This is a genomic window from Agarivorans sp. 1_MG-2023, from assembly GCF_030548385.1.
GTDB lineage: Bacteria > Pseudomonadota > Gammaproteobacteria > Enterobacterales > Celerinatantimonadaceae > Agarivorans.
Genome location: NZ_JAUOSJ010000006.1, coordinates 21,475 through 43,536 on the forward strand (window position 1 = coordinate 21,475; position 22,062 = coordinate 43,536).

At 41.3% G+C, this 22,062-nt stretch carries 19 protein-coding genes; 13 read left to right on the plus strand and 6 right to left on the minus strand.

Features of this window, described 5'->3' with window-relative positions; genetic code table 11:
• The first annotated feature begins 25 nt into the window (after positions 1-25).
• The 12 genes from flgH to Q4592_RS10330 all read left to right on the plus strand — a co-directional run bounded on the left by flgH (position 26) and on the right by Q4592_RS10330 (position 14,081).
• A complete protein-coding gene (gene flgH, locus Q4592_RS10275; RefSeq protein ID WP_303512534.1) occupies positions 26-700 on the plus strand; it encodes a flagellar basal body L-ring protein FlgH in 675 nt (224 codons plus the stop codon).
• 24 nt (positions 701-724) lie between these two features.
• Entirely contained in the window at positions 725-1,825 is a 1,101-nt protein-coding gene (locus tag Q4592_RS10280; RefSeq protein ID WP_303512536.1) for a flagellar basal body P-ring protein FlgI, read from the plus strand.
• Positions 1,826-1,833: 8 nt separating this feature from the next.
• Positions 1,834-2,838 (plus strand): flagellar assembly peptidoglycan hydrolase FlgJ, encoded by a 1,005-nt coding sequence (flgJ, locus tag Q4592_RS10285; RefSeq protein ID WP_303512537.1) that lies wholly within the window; start codon positions 1,834-1,836, stop codon positions 2,836-2,838.
• Between the two features lie 7 nt (positions 2,839-2,845).
• Positions 2,846-4,819 (plus strand): flagellar hook-associated protein FlgK, encoded by a 1,974-nt coding sequence (flgK, locus tag Q4592_RS10290; protein ID WP_303512539.1) that lies wholly within the window; start codon positions 2,846-2,848, stop codon positions 4,817-4,819.
• 7 nt (positions 4,820-4,826) lie between these two features.
• Complete coding sequence (flgL, locus tag Q4592_RS10295; RefSeq protein ID WP_303512541.1) at positions 4,827-6,041, plus strand: flagellar hook-associated protein FlgL; 1,215 nt, start codon at positions 4,827-4,829, stop codon at positions 6,039-6,041.
• Positions 6,042-6,250: 209 nt separating this feature from the next.
• Complete coding sequence (locus Q4592_RS10300) at positions 6,251-7,069, plus strand: flagellin (RefSeq protein ID WP_303512543.1); 819 nt, start codon at positions 6,251-6,253, stop codon at positions 7,067-7,069.
• A gap of 555 nt (positions 7,070-7,624) precedes the next feature.
• Complete coding sequence (locus tag Q4592_RS10305) at positions 7,625-8,440, plus strand: flagellin (protein WP_303512545.1); 816 nt, start codon at positions 7,625-7,627, stop codon at positions 8,438-8,440.
• Between the two features lie 79 nt (positions 8,441-8,519).
• A complete protein-coding gene (locus tag Q4592_RS10310) occupies positions 8,520-8,942 on the plus strand; it encodes a flagellar protein FlaG (protein WP_303512547.1) in 423 nt (140 codons plus the stop codon).
• A gap of 21 nt (positions 8,943-8,963) precedes the next feature.
• Positions 8,964-10,376, plus strand: coding sequence for a flagellar filament capping protein FliD (gene fliD, locus Q4592_RS10315; RefSeq protein WP_303512549.1), 1,413 nt, complete (start codon positions 8,964-8,966; stop codon positions 10,374-10,376).
• Between the two features lie 12 nt (positions 10,377-10,388).
• Positions 10,389-10,796 carry a flagellar export chaperone FliS gene (gene fliS / locus Q4592_RS10320; RefSeq protein ID WP_303512552.1) on the plus strand — a complete coding sequence of 136 codons (408 nt, stop codon included), beginning with the start codon at positions 10,389-10,391 and terminating at the stop codon, positions 10,794-10,796.
• A 1-nt stretch (position 10,797) separates the two neighbouring features.
• A complete protein-coding gene (locus Q4592_RS10325; RefSeq protein ID WP_303512553.1) occupies positions 10,798-11,127 on the plus strand; it encodes a hypothetical protein in 330 nt (109 codons plus the stop codon).
• A gap of 20 nt (positions 11,128-11,147) precedes the next feature.
• The gene (locus tag Q4592_RS10330; protein WP_303512555.1) at positions 11,148-14,081 is read left to right on the plus strand and encodes a 6-hydroxymethylpterin diphosphokinase MptE-like protein; all 2,934 of its coding nucleotides are present in this window, start codon (positions 11,148-11,150) and stop codon (positions 14,079-14,081) included.
• Between the two features lie 37 nt (positions 14,082-14,118).
• Here the strand turns inward: Q4592_RS10330 and Q4592_RS10335 are convergent, their stop codons facing one another.
• From Q4592_RS10335 to pseB, 6 genes are all read right to left on the minus strand, one after another.
• Positions 14,119-14,505: a hypothetical protein gene (locus Q4592_RS10335; protein WP_303512557.1), complete on the minus strand. Its 387-nt coding sequence runs from the start codon at positions 14,503-14,505 to the stop codon at positions 14,119-14,121.
• A 72-nt stretch (positions 14,506-14,577) separates the two neighbouring features.
• A complete protein-coding gene (pseI, locus tag Q4592_RS10340) occupies positions 14,578-15,639 on the minus strand; it encodes a pseudaminic acid synthase (protein WP_303512560.1) in 1,062 nt (353 codons plus the stop codon).
• On the minus strand, positions 15,636-17,177 hold the full coding sequence (gene pseG, locus Q4592_RS10345; protein WP_303512563.1) for a UDP-2,4-diacetamido-2,4,6-trideoxy-beta-L-altropyranose hydrolase: 1,542 nt from the start codon (positions 17,175-17,177) through the stop codon (positions 15,636-15,638). Before pseG ends, pseI begins: the two co-directional genes overlap by 4 nt.
• Entirely contained in the window at positions 17,174-17,866 is a 693-nt protein-coding gene (gene pseF, locus Q4592_RS10350) for a pseudaminic acid cytidylyltransferase (protein ID WP_303512566.1), read from the minus strand. Before pseF ends, pseG begins: the two co-directional genes overlap by 4 nt.
• Positions 17,863-19,011 carry a UDP-4-amino-4,6-dideoxy-N-acetyl-beta-L-altrosamine transaminase gene (gene pseC, locus Q4592_RS10355; protein WP_303512569.1) on the minus strand — a complete coding sequence of 383 codons (1,149 nt, stop codon included), beginning with the start codon at positions 19,009-19,011 and terminating at the stop codon, positions 17,863-17,865. Before pseC ends, pseF begins: the two co-directional genes overlap by 4 nt.
• On the minus strand, positions 19,008-20,009 hold the full coding sequence (pseB, locus tag Q4592_RS10360) for a UDP-N-acetylglucosamine 4,6-dehydratase (inverting) (protein ID WP_303512571.1): 1,002 nt from the start codon (positions 20,007-20,009) through the stop codon (positions 19,008-19,010). The genes pseC and pseB overlap by 4 nt, the downstream gene beginning before the upstream one ends.
• A gap of 364 nt (positions 20,010-20,373) precedes the next feature.
• Here pseB and Q4592_RS10365 point away from each other — a divergent pair, with 364 nt between their 5' ends.
• Positions 20,374-22,053 (plus strand): hypothetical protein, encoded by a 1,680-nt coding sequence (locus Q4592_RS10365; RefSeq protein WP_303512572.1) that lies wholly within the window; start codon positions 20,374-20,376, stop codon positions 22,051-22,053.
• Positions 22,054-22,062 lie beyond the last annotated feature (9 nt).

Genomic DNA, 22,062 nt, shown 5'->3' on the forward strand with positions numbered 1-22,062 from the left:
TAAAGTTTAGAGAGAGGGATTGCTCATGAATAAACTAATGGTAGTAGCAACCTGTATGACAATGGCCGGGTGTGCCAGCGTGAATACTGCAGTGGTACCCGACGACCCAGAGTTTGCACCTGTTTACCCAGAAGATGTAGCAGTAGAAGCACGTATTACTGGCTCGCTGTTTACAGAAGATCGTGCTAACAACTTGTACTCAGATAAAAAAGCCCACCGAGTGGGCGATATTATAGTGGTAACACTTGCAGAGAGTACTCAAGCCAGCAAATCTGCCAGTAATGAGTTAGCCAAAGATAAAACTCTTAACTTAAACCAAATTACAGTGCCGGGTGGCGTTGCCACCATAAAAGGCAATCCAATTGAACTTGGTTTAAGTCAAAACAGTGACTTTAGCGGTGAGGCCGACGCGGCTCAAAGTAATAGCTTGAACGGCAACATCTCAGTAAATGTGGTGCAAGTTTTGGCAAATGGTAACTTAATTATTAGCGGCGAGAAGTGGCTAATGTTAAACAATGGCAATGAGTATATTCGCTTAACAGGCATTATTCGCCCTGAAGATGTAGCGCCCGATAACTCGATTACATCACTGCGTATTGCCAATGCAAGAATTCAATATGGTGGCACTGGCGATTTTGCTAATACCACTGACCAGGGTTGGTTATCTAAGTTCTTTAATGGTCCTGTTTGGCCATTCTAAGCCCTGATTTCTAGGAGTAGTATCATGTTAAAACGTAGCATTGTGTTAATCAGTATCGGCATGTGTTTGTTAGCAAATACCGCTAATGCTGCGCGAGTAAAAGACGTAGCAAACGTTGCCGGAGTGCGATCTAACCAATTAACGGGTTACGGTTTAGTGGTGGGTTTACCGGGCACCGGTGAGAAAAATAGTGATTTTGCCAAGCAGTCTTTTGCCACCATGTTACGTAACTTTGGTATTACTGTGCCGCCAGGCACTAACTTAAAAATTAAAAACGTTGCGCCAGTAGCAGTACATGCAGAGTTACCTGCTTTTATTAAACCAGGTCAAACTATCGACATTACAATATCAGCCATTGGTGAAGCTAAAAGCTTACGCGGTGGCAGTTTAGTACAAACCTTTTTGAAAGGTGCTGATGGCGAAGTATATGCACTAGCGCAAGGTAGTTTAATTGTTGGTGGCTTTGGTGCCGAAGGTGCTGATGGCTCTAAAGTTATTTCAAACACACCTACGGTTGGTCGTATTCCAAATGGAGCCATTGTAGAGCGCTCGGTACCATCACCATTTATGAATGGCGATACCATTACCTTTAACTTGAAGCGTTCAGATTTCACTACGGCGAAACGTTTAGCCGATACCATTAATAGTTTAGTGGGACCAAATACAGCAACGCCGATGGATGCTGCGTCAGTACAAGTATTCGCGCCGCGAGATCCAGGCCAGCGAGTCGCCTATCTTTCTACTCTAGAGAACCTAACCTTTGAACCAGCTTCAGAATCCGCCAAAATTATAATTAATTCGCGAACCGGAACCATTGTTATTGGCAAAGATGTTCGTTTGTTACCCGCAGCAATTACCCATGGCGGATTAACAGTGAAAATTTCTGAAACACCTTTGATTTCTCAGCCAAATCCATTCTCTGATGGAGAAACAGTTGAAACAACGGTGAGCACCATTGAGGCAACCGAAGAAGACTCAAGAATGTTTAACTTCGACCCCGGCGCTTCTTTGGATGATTTAGTGCGTGCTGTTAACCGTGTTGGAGTAGCACCAGGTGATTTGGTTTCAATTTTAGAAGCCTTAAAACAAGCTGGTGCTATTCAAGGCGAGCTGTTGGTGATCTAAGTATGACTATGGACGCGGTAAAACAATCAGCAAACTACCACGACTTAGCCAGTTTAGACGAGCTAAGGAGTGCTGCGCAAAAAGATCCGGATAAAGCGCTGAAGCAAGTTGCTAGTCAGTTCGAATCGCTGTTTATGCAGATGTTAATGAAACAGATGCGTAAAAGTAACGAATTGTTTGAAAGTGATACCCCGTTAAATAACCGTCATACCCAAACTTATCGAGATATGCACGACAATCAAATGGCTTTGGAGCTGTCGTCTTCAGGTGCTTTAGGTTTAGCCGACTTAATTGTAGCCCAATTAGATCCTGCTGCTGCCAACGTAACGCCCGCATCGGTATTACGAGGTGGGCAAAACATTGATTTACAACAGCGTTCTTTAAATGCACAGGTAACAGATGGCAAGAATATTGCTATATCGACTAGTGTAACGGCCGCAATAAGCAAACCTTTAGTAAAAGATAGCGTTAGCGAGCCAATTAAGGACGAAGTAGCAAAGCCGGCTGCAATAAAACGGCAAGGTTTTTCCTCTCCTAGTGAATTTATTGAAGCCATTTTGCCAGTTGCAAAAAAATGGGCTGCAGATAAAGGCATTGAACCAATGGCTATTGTGGCGCAAGCGGCATTGGAATCAGGCTGGGGTAAAAAAGTGATTGCAAACGGAGACGGCTCTAGTAGCCATAACTTGTTTGGGATTAAAGCGGATAGTCGTTGGCAAGGAGATAAGGCAGTAGTGAACACTTTAGAGTACAGAAACGGACAAGCGCAGCAAGAACGTGCCGCATTCCGCTCGTATGATTCTTTTGAAGAAAGTGTAAAAGACTACTTGTCGTTTGTAGAAGGGCCGCGCTATCAAGAGGCTTTAGCAAAAGGGATGGATGCTAAGCAATATGCCAAAGAGCTACAGGCGGCGGGTTATGCCACCGATCCTCAGTACGCAAAAAAAATTGGCCAAATTTTAGATAGCCGTCACTTTTCAGAGTTTCGTGATACACAAGTTGTAGGGGAGTAATTAGTTTATGGCTATGAATGATCTACTAACCATTGGTTCATCAGGGGTCGCAGCACACCAGCGCCTATTGATGACCACCGGTAATAACATTGCCAATGTAAATACTCCGGGCTACAGCTTACAACGTACGTTTTATACTGCAGATACTTTGGGTGGTGTTCGAGAAGGCTATACTGAGCGTGTGTTAAACGGTTTTGCTCAAGCACAAATGTTTCGCGATACTTCTACATTAGCTAACCGTGATGCTTATTTAGAATCGGTGAGTAATATTGACGCGATTCTAAGTGATGATTCCTTATCTTTAAGCAGTAAGTTTGACGATACCTTCACCCAGCTTCACGCAACAACCGACAATCCTACTGCATTATCTACTCGTGAATTATCCTTGTCACAGTTCAATGCGTTAACTGACCGTTATCGAACTCTGAATGAGCAGTACAGCGTACAAGAAAAAAACCTTAGCCAAGATATTGTAGAAAAAGCGGATGAAGCCAATGCCTTAATTCGCAATATTGCGGAAATCAATAAAGAGATTGTGGCTGCTGGCGGTAGCCCTTTAGATGGTAATACCGCGATACTTGGTGACAAACGTGACCAAGCGATTAAAGAACTAGCTGAACTGATAGATATTAATACCATCGTTCAAGATGACGGCTCAACCCTCGTGTTTATGCGCTCGGGTCAAGCTTTAGTGTTGCAAGATGACCATACTAAGTTGGCCATTGTAGATGGCGACCCTGATAGTACTCAAAAAGAAATGACGCTTTCGTTAGCTGGTTCTACCCGTATCATTGGCCGCGATGATATTGGTGCGACTATCGGTGGATTGATGGAATACCGTAAAACCACATTGGATACTAGCCGCAACCAGCTAGGTCAGCTGTCAATTGCAATGACCGATGCTTTTAATACTCAAAACCGTTTAGGCATGGATTTAAATGGCGATATTGGCGGAGATATATTTACCCTACCTACGTTTAACGGCAAAGAATTTTCGACCAATACTACAGCAGGCACGATTAGCGGCAGCTTTATTGCCGGTAGCGGCAGTGAAGTAACACCTTACGATTATCGAGTCACCTTTACTTCGCCAACCACTTTTGAAATGCAGCGTTTTGACGGTGATACTCCAATAGAAACCGCTATATCTGGGACAATACCTCCCACCAATTTCCAACTCGATGGTATTGATTGGGATTTCTCATCAGGCCCTTTTGCGGCGGGTGACAAACATCTTATTCAACCAGTAAGAGATGCCGCAGCTCAAATGACGGTGAGCATGAGCCAGCCAGAGAAACTTGCGCTAGCCTCGCCAATTCGCGTAGAGCGGGAACTTAATAACCGCGGTAATGCGACGGTGTCTATCGATTCCATTTACGATACCGATCCAGCTACGTCAAACTTCACCGCACCTGGTGGGTATGATCCTAACGGCCCGCATGAGGTACGTATTAATAACGCTGGTGATTATGAAATTTACAATGGTGTAGGGGCCTTAATGGCAACCGCGCCAGCCGCTAGTGCTGGCCAACAATTGTTTGCTAACGCAGTACCTGCTTTAACACCGGGTTATGAGATAAATATTGACGGCGATGTGCAAGAAGGTGATGTATTCACCATGGATTACAATACCGACGGTTTTAATGACAACTACAATGCTCTGCGCTTGGTAGATTTGCAGCAAAAAGATCTTGTGCGAAAAAGTCTTGCAACTGGCGGTGACAATAAAATGACCATGAACGATGCTTACGCTAGTGTAGTGAGTTTTGTGGGCGGTAAAACCAGTGAAGCGAGGGTGGCCGTATCTGCGGCGTCGTCTTTACTTGAACAAAGTACCCAGCGGCACAATTCAATTTCGGGTGTTAACCTTGATGAAGAAGCGTCAAACCTTATTCGTTTCCAGCAAGCTTATGCTGCATCAGCACAAGTTATTAGTGCCGCCCAGGAAACCTTTCAAACATTATTAAGTTCAGTGAGGTAATCAAATTATGCGCGTATCTAGTATTAATTTGTATCAAAGCTCATTGAATGGTGTGCTTAACTCTCAACAGCAAGTTGAGAAAATGAACCAACATTTGATTACCAATAAGAAATTGCTTACCGCAGCTGATGGTCCGTCTGATATGAGTAAAACCATGTTTTTGACGACCGAGATCACCTTAACGGAGCAGCACCTTAAGAACGGTACTTTGCTCGAGAACGCGCTTAATTTCGAAGAGTCCACTCTAGATGGGATGATCAACGCAATGCAGCGGGCGAGGGTGCTAGGTGTTCAATCTGGCGATGGCTTAAATGGCGAAGCTGAACGTAAATCACTAGCTCAGGAGTTAAGGCAAATTCAAGCGCAAATGGTTGATTTTATGAATAGCCAGAACGCGGATGGTAGTTATGTATTCTCTGGGTTTCAAACCCAAAAACAGCCATATGTATTCGACGGCACTGATTATAATTACCAAGGTGATGCTGGAGTTAACGAATTAAAGGTATCATCGTCGGTGTATATTCAAAGTAATGATACTGGCCAAGAAGTATTTGATAACGTATTTAAACGATTTGTGACTAATGACTTATCGGGAAATATTAATACAACTATTACCGATCAAAGAGCTTATGATAGTTTTCACAAATTAAATTATGATCCGATTACCCCCGCTAATAATACTTACCAAGTTCAAACAACAGCAGGTGCACCAGATACCTATGAAATACTTGATAGTGGTGGAGCATCTTTAGTACCCCCAGAAACGGGGGATTATGTGCCAGGGCAATCTATTAACTTTAATGGTGTTGATATTAATATATCTACTCCTGCAGGTAGTGCCAATGAGTCATTTGAATTAGCGCCACCTGATAAAGATAATGTACTGAATATGTTGTCTGAATATATAGTTGCATTAGAAGACCCTTCCTTGGTGGGGGACGCCTATGTAGAGAAACAATCAGACTTTTTGGTAGGTTTAGATAATTCATTAGAAAGTGTAAACTTAACCTTAGGGTCTATTGGCGCAAGAGGTAACTCCTTGGAAGCAGTGCGTTCTGCCGCGTCTTCGATGGACCTCATTAATCAAAAATCTCGCGCTTCCTTGAGCGAGGTCGACTTCGCAGAAGCTGTGAGCAATCTGCAGAAGGCGGAGCTTGCACTTAATACTTCTTATTCATCTTATAGTCGCATAAGCCAGTTATCGCTATTTAATTATCTATAACGCTAAAGTTTATTCTTAGCCTGCCGTTATAAAGGTTGCTTCAATAATGAAGCAACCTTTTTTGTTTTAAGATTTGTTCTGGAAATAAAATTAAAATAATTGCTAAAGAATATTGAAGCGCCGCCGTTATATAGGGTAAGTCAGAAGAAAATAATAACTGACAACTAATAAAACCTATAAATGGTTAATATATAGATAGGAGAAATATCATGGCTTTATACGTAAATACAAATGTGTCATCGCTAAATGCCCAACGTCAGTTAACTCAATCTGGCTGGTCTTTAGATACATCATTCCAACGCTTGTCATCGGGTTTGCGTATTAATAGTGCAAAGGACGATGCCGCTGGTCTTCAAATTTCAAACCGTATGACTTCGCAGATTCAAGGTCTAGACCGCGCAGTAATGAATGCTCAAGATGGCATCTCGTTAGCCCAAACCGCTGAAGGCGCGATGGACGAAGTAACAAATATGCTTCAACGTATGCGCACTTTAGCCATCCAATCTCAAGACGGTATCAATAACACCGATGACCGTATAGCACTACAAGCTGAGGTTTCACAGCTTAAAGCAGAGATCAGTCGTGTAGGCACAACCACCAAGTTTGGTAATATCACACTACTGGATGGTCAATATAATGAGAACTTCTTAGTAGGTGCAAACGCTGGAGAAAACATTGCTGTTACCATTGGTACAACTGTTAGCCAAGCTGGTTTGGGTATTACTACCTTGTCTGTATCAAGCCCTGCTTTAGCAAGCGCTGCGATGGCTGCCATAGACTCAGCGGTTAAAACTATTGATGCTGAGCGCGCACAATTAGGTGCAGTTCAAAATCGATTCCAATCTACCATTCGTAACTTGTCTAACATTTCTGAAAATGTAACGGCTGCTCGTTCACGTATTAAAGATACTGATTTTGCAAAAGAAACAGCAGAGTTGACGCGTAACCAAATTATTCAGCAGACTTCTACGACTATTTTGGCTCAAGCGAACCAACGTCCACAGGCTGCATTATCTCTACTAGGTTAATAAAAAAAGAAAAGGACGGTGGGGGTTCAATCCACCGTCCTCATACTGTAATCGCGCAATTAGTACTCCTAGGAGGCTCAATTCCATACTAATAATAAGTTGCGCTTTAGTTTCGCTCTCAATCTCCTATCGTTTCGAGCGATACGGCCAAGTGATGTATACTCACTTGGCCTTTTTTCGCAGCGGTTCAGACTGCACCTGTAATAAAGCAATGCTTGTGCCAAGTTTTAGTGACAGATTATTGGCATCAAAAAATAAATTTTTTAGCTAAAAGCTCTATCTTTAGTCCGGTTTATTCAAGATTACTTTCTGCTACGAAGCCTTTGATAGCAAGGCTTGCCGCAAAAGCGGCAAGTTTTTTCCGTTTTTTCCTTTTTTTCTCTAAAGCTTTTCCTAGGCTTGCCGCTAACTAATATGAAGTTATTAAAACTTTGGTCCATTTTTAAGTTGTCTTGGTTTTCGGTTCATAGACCAGGGGTTCAACAACTAACAGATGGTTTTGATCGTCCTGACACAGTTCAATCAGGATGAGCGATTTCTTAGGAGGCTCAAATTATGGCATTAGTTGTCAACACCAATGTGTCGTCATTGAACGCACAGCGTCAGTTATATAATTCTGGCAATACACTTGATACTGCTTATCAACGTTTAAGTTCTGGTTTTAGAATTAACAGCGCAAAAGACGATGCTGCAGGTCTACAAATCTCTAACCGTATGACATCACAAATACAAGGTTTAGATCGCGCGGTGATGAATGCTCAAGATGGGATTTCGGTAGCGCAAACAGCTGAAGGTGCGATGGATGAAGTGACTAATATGCTTCAACGTATGCGTACTTTAGCCGTACAATCTCAAGATGGTATTAATAACAGCGACGACCGTACAGCTCTACAAGCAGAAGTTAGTCAACTGAAAGCTGAGATTAGCCGAGTAGGTACTACAACTAAGTTTGGTGGTACGGCGCTATTAGATGGCTCTTACAGCTCAAACTTCTTAGTAGGTGCTAACGCAGGCGAAAATATTTTGGTATCAATTGGCCAAACTATTTCGCAAGCTGGTCTAGGTATCACCGGTACGAGTGTAAGTACTGCTGCTGCGGCTAGTGCAGCAATGGCTGCTATTGACTCAGCAATTAAAGCTGTTGATTCTGAGCGTGCTGGTTTAGGTGCGGTTCAAAACCGCTTCCAATCTACTATTCGTAACTTGTCTAACATTTCAGAGAATATCTCTGGTGCTCGTTCTCGAATTAAAGATACTGACTTTGCAAAAGAAACTGCTGACTTAACTAAAGCTCAGATTCTACAACAAACTAGTACTTCGATTCTTGCTCAAGCAAACCAACGCCCACAAGCTGCGTTAGCTCTAGTTTAATCGTTAATAATAGTGTAGAAAGACGCAGCCACACTTATACTATGTAAGTGTGGCTTGCTTTGTTTAAGGAGTCTGGAATATGGATAACAGTGTAAGTTCAATATCCACTACGACAGTTACACCTGGCCAATCTGCAAATCGGGAGCCTAACTTAAGTGCTGCTGACAAGATGGAGGTGGCACAAATATCGCTTCAGAAAGAGCAGCAACAGGCAAAAGCGCAACAAGAGGCTGAGCAAGAGAAACGTCAAGATGAGGATAAGACTCAAATAGATGACGTAGTTGCTTCTCTAAACCAGTTACTTGAAGTTCAAGATAGGGATGTTAAGTTTGTTGTAGATGAACGAGATGGCCAGTTCTTCACTTCGGTGCTAAACAGAAGTACCGACGAGCTCATTCGTGAAATCCCTACTGAAGAGTATCGTCAATTGGAAGAGCGGTTAAAGAAGTTTCAAGACGCCATTGGTCAAACAACTGGGTTGTTTGTCGATCAATTGGTTTAAACTAAATGCGAGTAACAAGTTATGACTGGAATTACAGCTGCAGGTATTGGTAGTGGTTTAGACTTAGAAGCCCTTATTGAAGTATCCATTAATGCAGAACGTGCAGGCAAAGATGCGCGTTTGGAGAAAACCAAAGCAACTTTAGACGTTACTTTGTCTGCTGTTGGTTCTGTTAAATCTGCCTTAAGCTCCTTTCTTAGCATTCTTGAGAAAGCTAAAGAACAATCTACCTTTATTCCCCGTGTCGCAACGACTGGAGAGTCTGAAGGCAATGAATCATTTGTTATCGATTTAGCTGAAAGTGCGACAAATGGAAACTATTCAGTTGAAGTTCAGCAGCTTGCTAAGGGGTCATCTCTTACGTCAATTGACTCAACTACCAATGGTGGAACCCCACTGTATACCAGCGAAGATGATGTAGTGTCTTCTACTGCGGGTCAAATGACTTTTTCAACGGCTAACGGTGAAAGTTTTGTCTTAGATGTCGAAGCCGGGACAACCCTTAAGCAGTTAAGAGAAAAAATAAATGACGCCGAAGATAACTTTGGAGTAAGCGCTAACCTGATTGATACCGGCTCAGAGATTCGCTTGGCAATCTCTTCTGAAGAAACTGGTGACGGTAATACCTTAACCGTAACGAATACAGGTTCTAACCCTGAACTTGATAATTTTACTAATGCTGGTGGGAAAATGAGTGTCGTTGATGCATCTTCCGCCAAAATTACCATTGACGGAATTGAAGCAACCAGCAGCACTAACAACTTTAAAAATGTAGTATCTGGTGTAAGTATCGATGTCAAAAAAGTGACGGGTTCTGCTGTCTCTGTCGATATTGCGCCGAGTGAAGAAAAGGCAATTGAGAATATGAAAGCCTTTGTTGACGCTTACAACAAGGTTATTTCAGAAATTGATAAATATTCTAAACCTGAGACAGTGATTGAAGGAGAGGATGGAGCTTCGTCACGTAAAGAATTAAGCGGCGATGCTATGTTTCGATCATTGCGGTATTCACTAGGCCGAATTGCCAGTAATGGCTATGATGACGCGCCTCCAGGCATGAAAACACTGTATGGTATAGGTGTAGAAATGGACAATGATGGCATGCTTAAGTTGGACGAAACTAAGTTTAAAGAAAACCTAGCTAACAATATGGACGGAGTTGGCGAGGTTTTTGCTATGTCTGGTGGTATCTCGGAGTCTTTTTCTGCAATAGTTGCAAGCTATGAAAAATCTGATGGCGTTCTCGCTTCTCGAGAAGAATCAGTAAAAAGTCAGATAAGAGATTACGAACATCAAAAATTAGATTTTGAGGAGCGTATGGCCTCTTACGAAAAAACATTGCGAGCCAAATATACTGCTTTTGATGTTGCCATGGGTGACCTAAATAGCCAGATGTCCTACATAACCGGACAATTAGCGCAGCTGAATAAATAATGGAAGTGACGTATGTATCAAAAAGGTATTAATCAGTACCGTCAAGTAGGCGTAAAAGACCAAATAGCAACTGCTGATCCTCATGGCGTTACTCAAATCTTAATGCAAACGGCTCTACAAAACTTAGCTGTTGCTAAAGGATGTTTAGAGCGCAATGATTTAGCAAATAAAGGTAAGCCAATTGGTAAAGCTACCTCTATTATCACTTCGCTTCGAGACACTTTAGATCATGAGCGTGGTGGGGATATTGCTGGCAACTTAAATGATTTGTATACTTATATGTTAGAGCTCTTATCAGAAGCGTCTGTTTCTAATAAGGCAGAATTAGTTGCTGAAGTGATTGACATTTTCCTTCCTATTAAGTCTGCTTGGGACCAAATACCAGAGTCAGCAAAGCAAGAAGCCTACCAACAGAAGTAAGATGAGTACGCCTAACTCTCACCTCAATAAGCAGCTAGCTAAAGCTAGTTTATCTTTACTTGCGCTTCGCGAAGCTTTAGATGAAGATTCGGTCGATCTTAAGCAAGTAGAGAGCAGCCTTGCAGAACATCAGACTATTGTTAAAGATATATTTGAAGGCTCTGACTCTAGGTTTTTTTCAGCAGATGATCTGGTTCTTCTCAATGAATACTCCGAGAAAGTTCAAGCGATCTACAGTTACTTTAAAGAACAACGCTTAGACATAATAACTACGCTTGGCTCTTTAAAGCGTGGTCAGAAAGTAGTGGGCGCCTATTTTAAAAATACTTAGGCGATAACTTAGGAATCGTAATGCTAAAGAATATTGATTTTCAGACATCCTCAGATGAACCTACTCAACAACTACATGAAGCTCAATTAGCCCCTTTGATACAGAGGCGCTTTGCGCGTAACTTAGAGGCGTTTGCTAGTTTTGATCTTGGCTTAGCAAAAACACTCTCGGAACATCACTCTGTTAAATATTCCCCTTTTGTTACAACTTCTCGTCGTTTAAATGTAATGAGCATTGCAAAAGGGAGAGCACTTTATAACCTCATTCCTGAAAGACAAGTCTCTCAGCAAGTTTCACACTTTAGCCAACAGGCACTGGTTTACGATAGCTCTGTAGATACCCCTTTGTTGAATGTTATTCAACAGCAAGGCGCTACATTAAACTCTCTGTTGCCACAAGGTAATATTGCTTACCAAGCAATAGATGAAAACAGTGAAAATCTTGTTATTTTGGGTTGTGGCCTAGGTTTACATTTAAAGCAGTTAGCCAGCTTAGCTCCGTGGAAGAGAATACTTTTAATTGAACCTGAGGTAGATTTATTACATGTTTCTTTGCTTAGTGCTGAGTGGCGAGAAATGTTGGGGCATGTTTCTGCTAATGATATTAAATTAAATATTGTGTCGGGGGTAAAAGGTGCAGACGCTATACAAGCGATAAGTGACTGGAAAAAAGAACATGGGCTAACGAAATTCCATATTTATCGGCATTATGATTATGCTGTTTTTAATTGTTTTGAATATCATTTAGCTTTAGGATTAGATGCTTTTTCTCACGAACTGATAGAGCAAAGTGCTAACCTGGAAGAAGAAAGTAGTTTTGAATTTAGCCATTCTTTGAGCTTTTACTATTTAGAAAGCTCTCAGGTGGCGACTCATATAGAAGAAAAAAATAGTAAACTTTTAGAGAACCATTTTTCAAACAATTTAGAGGCGTTTCGTAAGTATTTTCCTGACATATACGCTTTTGCCGTTGATTATAAAAGTGTAAGGTGGCAGTTAGTTAGTACAGGAGATGGGCAGTTTAACCTGTTTGATTTAGAACAAGGAATAATGTCTAGTAGTGAGGAACTACGAGATTCAAGCCTTAAGTATTTCGGACATTATTCAGCCAACCCTAGAATTGACCCTCTCGACGCTAGGCAAACATTTCATAAGCCAAGTCCATTTATTCATTATGATAAATCAGCTCAACTTAAAAATTTGGTTCAATCAATTCCTGAGTCAAAACACAGTAAATTGCCGCATAAATTACCGTCGTTTATCATGTATGGTTGCTCTTTGGGTTATCAAGTAGAGAAGTTACTAAACTCCCATATTGTAGATAACTTTATACTTTATGAGCCGAATATAGATTTTTTCTATGCATCATTATCCACGATAGACTGGAGTAAAATCCTACGGGCTTCCGATGAGCAAGGCACTAAACTTTATCTCAATATTGGCGACGATGGCACGCATATGTTTGATGATATTCATATGCGCTTGCAGAGCTACGGTATTCATATTCTCTCGTATACGTTCTTTTATGTAAGCTATTTTCAGCATGCAATGGATAAAAATATTCGTTTAACACGAGATCAGTTCAAGGTCCTATTAAACATTAGTGAGTTCTTCGATCACGCTTTCTATAACTTAAATCATACTCGTGACTCCTTATTGCGGAACAGTCGCTATATGTTAAAAAGTAAACCGCAAATGCTGCGTGACGAATTAGCCAACACCCCTGTATTTATTATCGGAAATGGACCCTCTTTAGATAGCTGTGCAGATGTGATTCGCCAGCACCAAGATAAGGCGATTATTATTTCAGTTGGTACGAGTTTAAAAGCACTTTATCAGCTGGGTATTAAGCCAGATTTTCATGCAGAAGTTGAACAAACTAGAGCTACTCTTCATTGGGTATGCCAAGTTCCGGATCCTGATTGGCTTAAACAAATAGATATGATTACTGTAAACGGCCTACACCCAGAAGTATCAGACATGTTTGGTGAAACGCTATATTGTTTGAAAACGGGAGAAGCTGGGTCACTGAGTTTTCTTGAAATTGCTGAAGAAGTGCAAGAATTCGATAGTATCCTTTACTCTTACCCTACAGTATCAAATTGTGCATTGTCTTATGCTCTGCGCCTTGGGTTTAGACAAATATATCTATTTGGTGTGGATCTTGGTTTTGTAGACCCCAATCGCCACCATAGTCAGCACTCTGCATACTATAACGCTAAAGAAGATGGCAAAGAGCTTTATGATTATAGTGCACATGGTACGGGTTTAAGAGTGCCTGGTAATTTTGAAGATTATGTATTTACTAAGCATGAATTTAAGTACTCTGCAGAAATATTAGGTAAATCCATAGCTGAATATGATGATGCCGAAGTTTATAACACCTCGAATGGGGCGCTAATTGAGGGAGCCGCTCCACTTGCTCTCGAGCAGGTGCTTCTAACAGGTGATGAAATTGATAAACCCGCGTTAAAACAGCGTATAAAGTTAGGCGCTTATAGAGAAGACACATCTCAGTTAGTTGATGTATTCGACAACACCTACTCAGATAAACATATTGAAGAGCACTGTAACCAGCTGCTTGATATAGTGCGTGATGATGCTGATAGCTGGGAAGCTGTACTTGATATATTAGATCGTCAAGTTAAATTAGTTAAAGGTTCTGCGGCAGACCCTAAATCTCTATTCTTTTACTTAATGCGGGGGAGTGCTTCTTTTTGTTTAACCTATTTAACCCGCTTAGCTTATTCGGCTGATGATGAAGAGTTATGTATGCAGCGCTTCAATGAAGGTAAAGCAATATGGATAGAATATATAACAGAAATGCGGGATAAAGTGCTCAGCGACTTTGGTGAGTTCGACCAAACGCCTCGGCCTGTGCCAGATAATGATTTTGATTCAATGCCTGCACTTGATATTCTTAAAAAAAGAAAAGAAGCAGCAAAAACGGGTTAAATAATTGGGGTTAAACGGTGATGTTTAACCCCAATTTTTAAGATTCTAGTAATTGTTCTATGTACTCTGAGATCGTTTCTTCTTGACCAAAAAGTGCGTGGTAGATTTTCCCCGGGAAGGCTATTGAACGCTCTTCATTCTTAAAGAATGTTTGAGGAGGTTCTTCTTCGGTTTCTTCGATAAATAGCCATTCACCACCAGCTTCTTTTTTATACACCTCTCCAACATAAGCGCCTAACATATATGAATAGGTAAACATCTCTTTTTCATCTAAATGTTGCTCGCTGAGTGTTTTGATTAGCTGATCTACTTGGGTGAGGCTACCTAATGAATAGTCTGGACGAGGGCTACCAGTGCTTTCGATAAAGCTAATGGCATCTTCGGCTGTGTCGGCCATAAGTTTCGAGAACTCTTCGTTATTCATTATTTCTGTCCTTTCAAAAATTATAATCTTAATACTAAAAGCTTTATTTATTTTAACAAGTATATACGCCAGCTAAGTGCTAGTTTTGCTTATTAACTCCCAAGATAATGGCGTTGCAAAGTCTATATCGGTTTTGGCCTTGCTACCTAATACCTCGTCTAGACATTTGGGTGCTAAGCCATATCCTGGTCTTACACTTCCAATGTTATTGGTAGATAAAACATCACCTTTTTTTATGGATTTAGTTGCGTATAGGGAGCGCCTAAACTGTATGTTTTGTTGCTCACTTGACGCTTGAGAGTATGATACCTGACCCATTGCAGACCATGCTGTACCTGCTGACTGACATAGCTGAGATAATTCCTTAGGCTCTATAGAGAAGCTATCGTCGGGGCCGCCGCCAAGCCGATCTAATGTTACGTGTTTTTCTACGATAGCTGCCCCTAATGCGACAGCGGTGATGGCGGTAGTGTTGTCTATAGTGTGGTCAGACAATCCAGTCACTAAGCCAAACCGACTCTGCATATCAGTTAACGTATGCAAATTATAATCTGACGCCGGGGCCGGGTAACCGCTAACGCAATGCAAAATTGCTAATTGCTTACAGCCAGCAGACTTAGCCGCTTCTATGGCTTCGCTAATCTCTTGCTCATTTGCCATGCCTGTTGAAATAATCATCGGCTTGCCGGTTGATGCTACATACTTTATTAATGGGAGATCTATCGCTTCAAATGATGCTATTTTGTACGCTGGGGCATTTAGCTCTTCGAGTAAGTCTACAGCACTATTATCAAACGGCGAGCTAAAGAGAGTTATGCCTTGTTTCTTTGCATAATCAAATAGCTCTTTATGCCACTCCCATGGGGTGTATGCAGATTCGTATAGCTGGTAGAGGGTGTTACCGTCCCAAAGCCCACCAGATATTTTGAACTCAGGTTTATCACTTTTTAGGGTGATAGTATCGGCGCGATACGTTTGGATTTTTACCGCATCAGCCCCTGCCTGTTTGGCGGCATTTATCAGTGCAAGAGCGTTATTAATGTTACCGTTATGATTTGCTGAAATCTCAGCAATAATATAGGGCGGTTGGTCTACGCCAATTCGTCTATTGTCGATACAAATATTGTTGTTCATGTATAGCTTCCATTGGCTGTTTGAAGGAAGACGTTATTGCCAATCGCCTTATAATCCTGTTGCTTAAACAAATATAGAGAAGCTTTGTTTTTTGGCAATATAGTTGCGTAAAAATCGGAATTCGGCAGCAGAGACCTAGCAAGTTTTAAAGCAGCGCTTGCTACTCCTAGTCGTTTACTGTTACTTGCTGTAAGAATAGATATCTCGTAACCATCGCTCTCTGTTAGCCTATCAAGCCGCAGCATACCTTGGGGCTGTTCTCCATTGGTGACGATGTAAAGATGATAAGCGGTATTGCTTAGTTGCTGGGAAAACCATGCCTTGTGTTCTCGCTCGGTAGGAGTCGCGGGGTTTATTGCGTACTCTCGTGTGCCTGGTTCGTGCTGCCATTGAAAGAGTTGTACACAGTCTTCCTTGGTGACAAGGTTTAGGTGAACTAGCTGCCCATTAGTTAACGATGTTTGCATGATACTTGCCGCTGTTCTGCGCGCACCTTGCGCATCAACTAAGGCTGTCGCTTTATTCGCCATACTTTGGTAATTGTATTGAATGTGCTGTATCGCTTGAGTTAGTGTGTGTTCGTTGATTTGCTGTGGCGAACCTAAAGAAATAGCCGCTCCTTCTTCAGCGAGTATTCGACATATTTCTTTCTGATTATCAGCCAACTCAATATTAATGCTTGGCAAACCTAAAGCGCAGCGTTCCCAAGCACTAGCCCCACTGGCACCAATGGCAAGGTCGGCTTTGGTCATTATTTCTGCCATATTGGATATTGAGCGCAGAACCTGGCAATGTTTGAATCGTGAGCGCTGACTAGTTTCTAGCAGCGATTGATAATTGGGATTATTAGGGCCCGCAATTACAATTAGCTTGGTACAGCTATCAATCGGACTACTTTGTAATAATTCTATCAATCGCTTAGTTACGTTATTGCGGTCTGTGCCACCCAAACTTAACAATATTGAGTTAATTGACTGTTTTTTATCGCGCCTAGTTTGAACGGTGGTTTGGGCAGCTAAAAACTCATCTCTCAGCAATGCGTAATGTGTACCCAGTAATAGGGAAGCAGAAGATGGCACCAATGACCGGTAATCAGAGTTAGTTCTGCCATAGGTCTGATCTAGCAGAATGTCACATTGGTGGGCGCGATTAGCGAGATCATCAATTACTACCATTTGCTTTACATGGGATTGTAAAAGCAGTTCCCAGCGTTTGTCTATGCCATAGTGATCTACGATCAAGAAATCTACTGGGCCTATGTCACTTATTTTATCTAGAGTATTCTTGGCGTCTTGAGTATAAAGTCGACCTAACCAAGTAGAGGGGTCCTTTGGGTCAAGGTGTTCTGTTGGAGGTGCTAGCAATAACAGTTTGAAACCAGACTCAGTGATAACAGAATTAATGTTGCCGAGGTGTTCTGCGGTGGCAAAACTTATAGTGTGTCCATTTTTTCTTAACTGGTGGGCCAGCGACAAACAGCGGTAAACATGGCCGCTGCCAATGATTATTGACGAGTCTACTCTAAAGACAATATTCATTGTTGTTGTCGGTAATTGTATAGAAACTCAGCTAAGGCCCAGTCTTGCATGTCATCAATGTCTACACAGCTATTTTTGGGAACCACTAAACCCAGGGACTTTTCACTGTAAATTGGAGTATTACTTAAATAGGCCGAGGCTTTTCCCCAGTAGTATTGACCGGTATCGTAAAACCCTTCATTTAAATCTTGGCTACGACTATTCAAATGTTCTAGTTCCATCATTGAAACAAAGCCGTTTGTATCTAGACGCAAAGCACGTTGTATAGGTGCAGGGTAGGCTGCAACCGGGAATAAGTAGTCTGCATCCTTTTGTTTTAATACCTGTTTACCTGCTAACAATTGAGAGGGTGTCACAAAAGGCGCTGTCGCGTAGATACAACAAACTTCAGTAATGTCTGAATCGATAACTACTAAAGTAGAAATAGCATGATGAATAACCTCAAGCGTAGTTGCGTAGTCATTTGCAATGTGCGCTGGTCTAACAAAAGGCACTTCAGCGCCGAATTGTTTAGCAATATCGGCTATCTCAGAATCATCAGTGGATACAATAACACGATCAAAACACTGGCTTTGTAATGCGCTTTCTATACTGTAAGCGATAATGGGTCTACCATTAAAAAGCTTAATATTTTTCCTCGGAATACGTTTACTTCCGCCGCGTGCTGGAATTATTGCTACAGCGCTCATTGCAAAGCCTCTGCCAGTGTACTAACCACAAATTTCTGTTCTTCATCGGTTAAGGCAGGGAATAGCGGCAGACTCAAAGCTGCTTGATAATAATGCTCGGCGTTAGGGTAGTCACCCAACTTGTGTCCTAAAGCTTGGTAATGAGGTTGAGTATGCACGGGTATGTAATGAACATTCACACCAATGTCAGCCGCCTGCATTTTGTTGAATACGGTGAGTCGTTTTTCTGGCTGGCTGAGTTGAATGACGTATAAATGCCTAGCAGATATTCCATTAGTATGCTGTTTTGGTGAAATAACCGGAAGAGGGGTTAATAGCTCATCGTAACGGTTGGCCAATTCTGCCCGCTTGGCTACCCACTGGTCCACTCGCTTAAGTTGCGACAAACCTAATGCGCCTTGTAACTCAGTAATACGATAGTTAAAGCCTAAATCGAGTTGCTGATAGAACCAAGGACCATCTGGTTCTTTTGTCATAAGCGCTGGGTCTCTAGTGACACCATGACTTCTTAGTAAGGCCATCTTTGTAGATAATTCTAGTGAGTTGGTGAGCGCTGCGCCGCCTTCTCCTGTAGTGATGATTTTTACTGGATGAAAGCTGAAAACAGTAATGTCACTAAAACGGCAGTTGCCAATGGGGTGTTCTAAATAGGTACCACCAATGGCATGAGATGCATCTTCAATAATACGAAAGCCGTATTGCTTACTTAAGGCATATATGGCTTGCATGTCACAGGGTTGCCCACACATATGAATAACAATTACCACTTTAGGAAGTGAGTTAGTGGTAGTTGATTTTTCTAATTTGGTTTTTAAAGCCTGTGGGCATAAGTTGTAACTGCTAGAGTCTATGTCTACAAAATCAACTTCTGCTCCACAGTAGAGCGCACAATTGGCCGATGCCACAAAAGTGATAGGACTGGTCCAAACGATATCACCAGCACTAACATCGAGTGCTCGGCAAGCGAGGTGAAGGGCGCTGGTAGCCGAATTAGTGGCTAAGGTATATTTAGCTCCAGTATAGGTGCATAGAGCCTGTTCGAATTCAGGCACTTTGGGGCCTTGAGTAAGGTAGTCAGAACCCAATACTTCTACAACAGTGTCAATGTCCTGTTGAGATATTTGCTGTCTACCGTAAGGGATCATAATTCAGCCATTTCGTCAAAAGCTAAAATCTGCTCAGAATCCAAAAAGTCAGGGTTAGTTTCAGAGTGGTACTCAAAACCTTGTTTAACAAGTTGACCTACCTCGTCTATCAGATTCCGAGAGTAGTTGTGTTCATCATTATAAAACTTGATGCTTGGGCAGATAACAAAATGGTCGTCAAACTCCAATGTGAGATGGGAATCATCACCTGGACACATTATTTCGTGAAGCTTTTCGCCTGGACGAATGCCAATGATTTTAATAGGGAGATCGGGCGCATAGGTTTTTGCTAAGTCGACAATTCTCACTGACGGTATTTTAGGAATGAAAATTTCGCCGCCGTACATACGGCTGAAGTTTTTCAAAACAAAGTCGACACCTTGTTGCAAAGTAATCCAAAAACGAGTCATTTCTTCATGAGTAATCGGTAAGTGGTCATTACCATTAGCGATTAATTGCTTAAAGAACGGCACTACCGACCCCCGAGATCCCACAACATTGCCATATCGAACGACTGCAAAACGAGTTTGGCCTTGGCCAACCATATTATTTGCCGCCACGAAAAGCTTATCTGAGGCTAGTTTTGTCGCACCATATAAGTTGATGGGGGCTGCAGCTTTATCTGTAGATAATGCAATAACTTTAGATACGTTGTTTTCTATGGCTGCTTTGATCACATTTTCAGCGCCATGAATATTCGTTTTTATACACTCCATAGGATTGTATTCAGCGGCGGGAACTTGCTTTAGAGCCGCTGCATGAATGACATAATCTACGCCGTTCATGGCCTGAATAAGGCGTTCTCTATCACGAACATCGCCAATGAAGTAACGCATGCAAGGGTCATTGAATTGCTGTTGCATTTCATATTGCTTTAATTCATCACGAGAATAGATGATTAGGCGTTTAGGCTTATATCGTTCTAAGATAGTTTTTGTATACTTTTTACCGAAAGAACCTGTTCCACCAGTAATCAAGATAGATTTGTTGTCAAACATAAGCACCCTTAATTCTTGCTATATGATTAGCCTAAAGCATAAATTGAGCCAAAAGAAAATTATGAACCTTTTACTGAGCGGTTGACGAACTTCCGTTACATATCATTGTGCTTAACGTTATAAAAAGAGCTTTTAAAGCCTATCCGCTGCTCACTACCAACGATGCAATACAATTTCTATTATGCCTAGCGTCAAAATAATGGCAATCGGTTCTATGTGACTAAGGCTTATATATTGAAAATAGTGATTTATTTGTTAACTTGGTCCAAATTTTAGGGGAATTACAGGGTTGCTAAGTGTCGTGGTGGCACTAAATTTGCTTTTGTCCGCTATGGTTAGTAATTGAAACTCCTTATTGGAATGGATGATGATAGATCAAGTTGACTGGAATGGAAGCGAAGTCTTAGAAGAGGTTTTTGCGCATTGCGTAAAGCCCTTAAGTAAAGCTGATGCAAGTAAAACGTTAACAGCGTTTCTTCAGCAGCTTGACGAAAATAGTAATACTGAAGAGGGCAGTGAAACCAGTAATAGAGTGTTTCATATGTTACTTAATGAATTTGAAGGGCTCGCTAAAAACGATATAGATTGGCTAGTGTGTTTGTTTTCTACACACCTTAAATATGGAGATAGGGAAGCAGCAGTAGCTAAGTTAATCGAGTTGGTCTGTAATTCTTCTTTAAGTTTTGAAGCTAAGTGGTTTGTATACTGGCAACTGCAGAGTCATTTTTTTACCTTAAGGCATTTATACTCTGCAGAATATCGTTTTAAGTTATTGTCAAAAGCTTATAAGTCACTGTTTAATGATTTCTATCTTGGCCTAATTGATGACTTGAAAAAGTTAAAAGGCATTAATGCCACTTTTTTTGACTTTCCTAAAAGAGATTTAGCTACATCATTAAAAAACAAAGTTGTGATTATCTCAAACCAAATTCTATCTGCTCAGCACGCTCCAACGAGATTATGTATGGATATGGCGAAAACCTATATTGATATGGGTTTTGCAGTTAGTGTATTAAACTTAGCAAGTCTTCCTTCAAGAGTTAATACTCTTTTTATTGGATGTAAAAGTTATAACAATATCGGTCAGTTCGCTCTCCCTAAACAAAAAATTCTTTTAGATAGAGAAAATGTATCGTTGTCAGGAGCTAGCAATGATGCTTCATGTATTCATTATCTAGATACGGATATACCGTTTTTTCAACTCGAAAACTTCGACCAGCTAGCATATGTTTTGTTGGGTTTGGAGCAACAGAAACCAGCTTTGGTTATTTCGATATCTGATAATAACTTAATGGCAGACGCTATTGGTAAAAGCCATCAAGGGGATTACCCAGTGGTTACATTCCCAACTGTAGCTGAGCTGCCTATTCAGGTTGCTACAACACCAGTGCTCAGGCGGAAACCAAGTGATGAACTTAAGGCTTTAGCTGGGTTTAAAAACTACTTATTATCTCAAGATCATTACCCTCATAAACATGAGAGCTCTGGTATTAATAGAACTGAATTAGGACTTCCAGAAAATAAGTTCTTAATTTCTGTAGTTGGAAGCCGATTAAGTATAGAGGTTAATGATGCTTTGTTAGGTTGCTTGAGTTCTCTATTGAGTTCCTCAACGCATATTTCTGCTGTGTTTATTGGGAGTGCGGACCTAATAGGTAAAATTGTGTTGCCTGAATTCAGTGATAGAATCTATGTTTTGGGACATCAAGAAGATTTGTTCTCGACTATAGCAGCTACTGATTTGTTTTTGAACCCAGATCGAGTTGGCGGTGGCACTGGTGGTGTAATGGCATTGGGGGCTGGTTTACCAGTTGCAACGTTATCTAATAATTATAGCGATGTTGCGTGGAGTGTAGGACATGAGTTTTCATTTAGTAGTTATGAAGACATTAGTGAGTTTGTATTACGCTGTGCAGAGGAACCCGAATTCTATGAAGAGCAACAACAAACAGCCTTAAATAAATACGAAATGAAACTGGATGCTAGGTCTGTATACCAAAAACTATTGGATGACTGCGGTGTAGAAAAACCTTTCGATAAATAGTTCTATGTT